Annotated in this window: 6 protein-coding genes; 1 reads left to right on the forward strand and 5 read right to left on the reverse strand. The window is 67.0% G+C overall.

From position 1 onward, the window contains the following. Positions 1-12: 12 nt before the first annotated feature. The 3 genes from E3N94_RS16255 to E3N94_RS16265 are packed head-to-tail and all read right to left on the reverse strand — an operon-like array spanning position 13 to position 2,559. Positions 13-708: a GyrI-like domain-containing protein gene (locus tag E3N94_RS16255; RefSeq protein WP_134420333.1), complete on the reverse strand. Its 696-nt coding sequence runs from the start codon at positions 706-708 to the stop codon at positions 13-15. Between the two features lie 31 nt (positions 709-739). Next, on the reverse strand, positions 740-1,567 hold the full coding sequence (locus E3N94_RS16260; protein ID WP_134341753.1) for an ABC transporter permease: 828 nt from the start codon (positions 1,565-1,567) through the stop codon (positions 740-742). Then, positions 1,564-2,559, reverse strand: coding sequence for an ATP-binding cassette domain-containing protein (locus E3N94_RS16265; RefSeq protein ID WP_134570596.1), 996 nt, complete (start codon positions 2,557-2,559; stop codon positions 1,564-1,566). The genes E3N94_RS16260 and E3N94_RS16265 overlap by 4 nt, the downstream gene beginning before the upstream one ends. A gap of 75 nt (positions 2,560-2,634) precedes the next feature. Here E3N94_RS16265 and E3N94_RS16270 point away from each other — a divergent pair, with 75 nt between their 5' ends. Next, complete coding sequence (locus tag E3N94_RS16270; protein ID WP_134570598.1) at positions 2,635-2,865, forward strand: hypothetical protein; 231 nt, start codon at positions 2,635-2,637, stop codon at positions 2,863-2,865. Here the strand turns inward: E3N94_RS16270 and E3N94_RS16275 are convergent. Further along, positions 2,862-3,824: an FKBP-type peptidyl-prolyl cis-trans isomerase gene (locus E3N94_RS16275; protein WP_134373247.1), complete on the reverse strand. Its 963-nt coding sequence runs from the start codon at positions 3,822-3,824 to the stop codon at positions 2,862-2,864. The two genes, E3N94_RS16270 and E3N94_RS16275, sit on opposite strands and share 4 nt — an antisense overlap. Positions 3,825-4,039: 215 nt before the next feature. Further along, complete coding sequence (locus E3N94_RS16280; RefSeq protein WP_134570599.1) at positions 4,040-5,758, reverse strand: chromosome partitioning protein; 1,719 nt, start codon at positions 5,756-5,758, stop codon at positions 4,040-4,042. Positions 5,759-6,240 lie beyond the last annotated feature (482 nt).

A 6,240-nucleotide genomic window follows, 5' to 3' on the forward strand; every position in this document is an offset into this window, starting at 1 on the left:
GGCCGGCGCGGGTCAGACCGGCGCGACCGGCTGTCTCAGCACCGTCTTCAGCTTCGCGGGCGCGGCGCGGCGCGGGTCGCCGAGGTAGATCTCATGGTGCCGGCCGTTCACCCTCAGCCCGTAGCTTGCCAGGAACTCCCCGTGCAGACGGTCGAGGGCGGGTGCCTCGGCGGCGTAGGGCCCGACATGCAGCAGCTGCGCCGACAGCCCCTCGTCGAGCCTTTCCACCCGCACCCGGGCGAGCGCGGACAGCTTCTTCTTCGCGAGCGCGCCGGTGATGGCCCCGGCGATGAAGGCATCCGTCACCCAGTCCGGCTGGCTCATCAGCAGCGTCCATTTCCACTCCGCCTTCGCGCCGGCGATGAAGACGGAGGCATCGTCGGCGTACCAGAGGCCTTCGAGCGGTGCGATGACCATCTCGCGGCCGAGCGCACGCTTGGCCGCGAACTTGACCGCGAAGGCGATGGCGTAAAGGGCCTCGACGGCCTCGATGTAGGCCGGCGCCGTGTCCGGGTCGCCGACCCCGTCGAGGGCGACGAACCGCTGGGCCGGAACCTCGATCAGCTCCCAGTCCACGTTGGCAGGCCCGTAGAGCGACGGATGAACGCGCTTCACGTCCCAGGGGCCGGCCCCGCCGGGCGCGGTGTTGCGGGGCGCGCGCAACGCTCCGGTGCGCCGGTCGGTGCGGAATGGCACCGGGTCACTCATGGGCACTCTCCAGGGGATTCACTGACTCCTGCTAGCGGGAACTGATGGACGCGAACTTGCGCACGCAAAGCGGAACGAACACGACCAGCATGACCGTGGTGCCGATCAGCACCGTGGCAATCGGGTTCTGCATGGTCCAGATATCGGGCACCGGAGCTGTGCCCTCGTTGCCGAACAGCTCCCGTGCCGCCTGCACCAGCGACGAAACCGGGTTCCACTCGGCGAAGACGCGCAGCGGGGTCGGCAAGGTGTCGCTGGGCACGAAGGCGTTCGAGATGAAGGTCAGCGGGAAGAGGATCAGGAAGGACGCGTTGTTGATGACCTCGGGAGTCTTCACGCTCATGCCGAGCAGCGCCATCACCCAGCTGAAAGAGTAGCTGAACAGCAGCAGCAGTCCCACGCCGGCGAGGAATTCCGGCACCGAAGAGTTCACCCGCCAGCCCACGAGCAGCCCGGTCAGCATCATGATCACCATGGAGATCGTGTTCAACGCCAGGTCACTATTGGTGCGTCCGATCAGCACGGCGGAGGAGGTCATGGGCAGGCTGCGGAAGCGGTCGATGATCCCTTCCTTGAGGTCCTGCGCCATCGCCGCGCCCGAGAAGGTCGACCCGAACACGACGGTTTGAGCGAAGATCCCCGCCATGAGGAACTGGACGTAGTCGGTGCCTTCCACGGAGATCGACCCGGCGTAAACCTGGCTGAACAGCAGCACGAACATGATCGGCTGGATCACCGCGAACACGAGCATGTCGGGTGAGCGCTTGATCTTGATCAGGTTGCGCTTGGTGACGGTCCAGCCGTCGGAGTACCAGAGCGAAAGCGGGTTCCAGGTGGGGAGGGTGGCAGCGGAGCTCATTTCGACTTCTCCAATTCCACGTCGTCCGCCTGGTCGGCGGCCTTGTCGGCCTTGTGGCCGGTGAGTTTCAGGAACACGTCGTCGAGCGTGGGCCGGCGCATGCCGGCGTCGTGCAGACGGATGTCCGCATCACCCAGCGCCGCCAGCACCTGCTGCAGCGCCCGCGGCCCGTCGACCACCGCGACCTCGAGGCCGCGGCCGTCGCTGGTGATCGCCGGTTCTCCCGCGCCGTAACGGGCGAGGATATCCCGTGCCGCCACGCCGTCGCCGGCCTCTACCAGGGCCACCTCGAGGCGGTGGCCGCCGATCTGCGCCTTGAGGTGGTCGGACGTGCCCTCTGCAATCACCCGGCCGTCGTCGATGACGACGATGTCGTCCGCGAGCTGGTCGGCCTCCTCGAGGTACTGGGTGGTGAGGAGCACGGTGGTGCCGTCGGCGACCAGGCGCTTGATGACGGCCCAGAGCGCGATCCGGCTGCGCGGGTCCAGCCCTGTGGTGGGCTCGTCGAGGAACAGCACCTTCGGGTTGATCACCAGCGCGCCGGCCAGGTCGATCCGGCGGCGCATCCCGCCGGAGAAGCCCTTGACCGGGCGGTTGCCGGCCGCGGTCAGCTCGAAGAGGTCGATCAGCTCCTGGGCCCGGCGCCGGGACTCGGCGCCGCCCAGGTGGTACAGCCGACCGACCATCTCGAGGTTTTCGAACCCGGTCAGGTTCCCGTCGACGGCCGCGTACTGCCCCGAAACGCCGATAATGCGCCGTACGCCCTTGGGGTCGGCGACGACGTCGATGCCGTCGACGAACGCGGTGCCGGAGTCCGGCCGGATCAGGGTGGTCAGCATCTTGACGACGGTCGTCTTACCGGCGCCGTTCGGGCCGAGCAGCGCCTTGACGGTCCCGCGCGGCACGGACAGGTCCAGCCCGGCGAGCGCATGCACCGGCCCGGATTTGGAGTGGTACACCTTGGTCAGACCTCTGGCCTCAATGATGGTCATGGGACATCCCTGCCTGGTCGGGGGAAAAACGAGGGAAACGAGCGGGAACGAGCGGAGCCACGAAATCAACATTTTATGGACCTCGACCGGCTCGGACAAGCGCCACACCTGAACGCACGGATGCGCCCGGCCGACCAGGTCAGCGTGGAACTCCATGTCGACCGGTCCGGACGCGACCTCGGCCAGGTGCAGAAGGGTGCCGTGCTCGTCGGTGCTACACCGCACCGGCACTGCGGCGGTGCCCGGCACGACGGCCGTCTGTCCCAGAAAACCGGTCGGTTCGAGCGCAGCCGAACGGCCGGCTAGCCGGCGGCGAGGATGTCGACGACGAAGACGATCGTGTCGGTACCCGAGATGCCTGCGTCGGGCTGGCCCTCGGCGCCGTAGCCGAGTTCCGGCGGAATCGCGATCATCACCTGGGAGCCGACCGTCTGGCCGACGAGACCCTGGGCGAAGCCGGGAACGACGGCGGCCAGGGAGATCGGGGTCGGACCGCTCTTGCCCCAGGTCTGGTCGAACACCTCACCGGTGGACCAGACGACGCCCGAGTAGTGCATGACCACGGTGTCCGCTTCGGCGACTGTGGCACCGTCACCCTTCTTGAGAACCGAGGTCTTCAACTCGGTCGGAGCGTCGGTTGCCGGGATCGTCACGGTCGGAGCGCCGTCCTCGGCCAGCTTGACAGTCGGGAAGCCGTCCTCCGGCTTCTGGTCCTCGCCGTTCGCGCGAGGGGGGATTTCACTTTTGACGTCGATGACGAAGATGATGTTGTCTTCGGCCCCGACCTTGAGCTCCTCGTTGCCGGTCTCGCCGAACGCGTCAGCCGGCGGGGCCACGACCGCGACGCGCGATCCGTAGTTCGCGCACGCGACACCCTTCATCAGCGCCGGGAATACACTCGAGTCCTTGGCCAGGGTGATGGGAGCGCCGAGGTCGTCACCGAAGCCGCCGGCGTTCATCTTCTCGCCAGTGTTCGCGTTGTAGACGGAGAACCCCAGTTCGACGATGTCGTCGGTCTTGACGGCGTCACCCTTGCCCTCGGTCACGACGGAGACCTCGGTGGCCTTCGTGGTCAGCGGCGACTCGAATTTCACTTTGGGCTCGGCGCCGGCCTTGCCGGAGACTTTCACGGCCTCCGACGCCGTGCCGGAATCGACGCAGGCGATTCCCGCCGCTCCGGTGTTGTCGGAGGGAGACCCGCTGCACCCGGCGAGGGCGAGCACGGCAACCGTGGCAATGGAGATGAGGGCAGGAAGTTTACGCACGCTGATCTTTCTCTTCGACGGTGATCTGTTCACAATGATCTGTTCGACCACTGATCTGTTCGGCAGGATTCGATGCACACACTGATTTGCGAGGCATCTGAGTCGATGGGCATCCGTTCGGGCCTTCGCCAGTATGCCCGACCGAGATCAGTGCCGCCTGAATCCCGGCTGGCACACTGTCAGCCGGGCAGGCTCAACACCGGGACGCCGCCGGGTCAGAGACCTTCGGCGATCGCGGCCGTGGCAACGAGCCACGCTTTACGGGTGCGCGGCGCGAGCGCGTCATAGTTCAGCGATCCCCCGGCCACGAGGGCGGAGTCATACGGCACGTCCACGACGGTGCGGGTCAGCTTGCTGAAGTGGTCGTGTAGCCGCACGGAGAGCTGACGATCGGCCGTCTTGGCCGGTGACGCCAGGATTGTGACCGCCTGCGCGACTTTGTCGGCGTGGCCCTTCTGACGCAGGCCGTCGAGCAGCGAGGCCGCGCCGTACGCGGTGTCCTCTCGGATGGTGGAGACGACGACGAGTTGGTCGGCCGCGTCGACGGCCGCCTCCCAGTTGGACGCCCGCATATTGTTGCCGGTGTCGATGATCAGCACTCGGTAGAACCGGCTGAGCGCGGCATGCAGTTTGCCGAAGGCCACGTCGTCGATACTGGCTGCCCCGGCAGGGTCGAGGTCGGAGGCAAGCGCGTCGAACCGGGCGTCACCCTGGTTGCGCACGTAGTTGTCGAGGTCGCCGACCCGGGCGGAGCTTGAATAGGCGAAGTTGTCGAGGTCGCGGAGCAGGTCAACTGCGGTGTTGGTGTGGGCGGCGGTCTGCGCCCGCACGCCGAGGGTGCCCATGGTCTCGTTGTTGTCCCAGGCGAGGGTGTATCCGCCGCGATGGATGCCGAAGGTCGCGGCGATGAGCAGGGTCGCGGTGGTCTTGTGCGCGCCGCCCTTCGGGTTGAGCACGACGATCGTGCGCGGGCCGACCAGGCTGCGCTGCACGGACGCGACCGCCGCGCGGTGCGACATCTCGCCGGTTCCGGGGGCCGGGGAGACGAGTCCGCCGGTGAGGCGCCGCACCGTGCCCTGCCAGCCCAGAAGGGCCGGCCCCGCCACGAGCGGCGGACGGGAATTCATGAAGTCCGCGAGGTTCGGACCACCACCGGCGAGCGCCGCGGGGGCGATCGAGGGGTCGTCGGCGGGCACCTCGGCGAACGTGCCGCCCTGCACCGGTGCCGGGCCGACGAGGTTCGTGGCTGCCCGGGGAGCGGAGAAGGGCGAGGCCGCGAGGTCCTGCTCCTGATCGTCCTCATCGTCGCTGTCGGCGTCGAGATCGAGCACGAGGCCATCGAACGCGGTAAGGGGTGGGACATGGGCCCGTGCCGACGGGGCCGGTTCGATCTGCTGGATGACCTCGGCATCGGCATCGCGCATGTCGGCATCGCGCTTGGCTTCCTTCAGCGTTGCCGTGTCAAGCGCAGCCGTGCCGAGCCCAGCGTCATCGAGCCCGGCGGCCTGGAGTTCGGCGGTGTCGAGACCCGATTTCTGCTGTTCCGCGGGCACGACCAGCGCGATCAGTTCGACGTCCTCGGTTTCGGAGACAGCGGCGGAGACAGCGGCGGAGACGGGAGCAGGCGCGGTCGACACCGGCTCCGATGCCGGTCCCGGTTCCAAGGAGGTCGGGATGAAGGCCCCATCGTCTTCTACGTCCCCGTTCGGGTGAACGATCAACGGCGACTTGCCCTGCTCGTCTTCCGCGGTCAGGCGCACCGCGCGATCGATCGCGCGCGCGGCATCCGTGACCCGGTTGATGATTTCCTCGCGCACGCCGGCCTCGTCGGCGGCGGTGATGCGCGAGCTGACACCGTCGATGACGAGCTCTCCCGTTCCGTCGCTTCGGATCATCGCGCGGATGCGGGGAAGTTCGGAAATGTTCTGCGTCATATTCGGCCTTTTTTCGTCGAGCTCAGCTCATCAAGCGTGAGCACGTCGAATTTCGGTCAAGCGTGCCCCGTTCAGCCTACGGGGTAGCGGCGTCCACCCCTCGTTTGACCGGACGACGCACTCAGAGATGTGCGAGGATCGGGCACTCACCCCCCCCCCTTCGCGGGCACGCTGCAGCAGCCTCCGGGCGGGGAGGCTGTTCATCACAGGTTGAGCAGCGTCTCCGGCGGTGAATCAATTCGACGGAGACTCTGCTCTGAAACGACCTTTTCGGAGTTTCTGGCATTGATTCGGGAATAATCTCCGTCGAATTCGTTCGGGGCACGGGCGTGTGACAGGGCGGGCCGGAGTCAGGCGTGCTCGGCTAGGTGTTGTTCCCACACAGGTTGTGAGCGTGGCGTGAGCTAAAAAGGTGAGGACCTCCGGTATCGATTGGGTTACCACACTCAACACGATGCAACGGAGGCCCTCATCTCTTACGT

This window comes from Cryobacterium sp. Sr3 (genome assembly GCF_004402835.1).
Lineage (GTDB): Bacteria > Actinomycetota > Actinomycetes > Actinomycetales > Microbacteriaceae > Cryobacterium > Cryobacterium sandaracinum.

Excerpts from the sequence above, each read along its gene's own strand:
- E3N94_RS16255 (WP_134420333.1), bottom strand. The coding sequence starts at position 708 with ATGAGTGACCCGGTGCCATTCCGCACCGACCGGCGCACCGGAGCGTTG.
- E3N94_RS16280 (WP_134570599.1), bottom strand. The coding sequence starts at position 5,758 with ATGACGCAGAACATTTCCGAACTTCCCCGCATCCGCGCGATGATCCGA.
- E3N94_RS16260 (WP_134341753.1), bottom strand. The coding sequence starts at position 1,567 with ATGAGCTCCGCTGCCACCCTCCCCACCTGGAACCCGCTTTCGCTCTGG.
- E3N94_RS16270 (WP_134570598.1), top strand. The coding sequence starts at position 2,635 with ATGGACCTCGACCGGCTCGGACAAGCGCCACACCTGAACGCACGGATG.
- E3N94_RS16265 (WP_134570596.1), bottom strand. The coding sequence starts at position 2,559 with ATGACCATCATTGAGGCCAGAGGTCTGACCAAGGTGTACCACTCCAAA.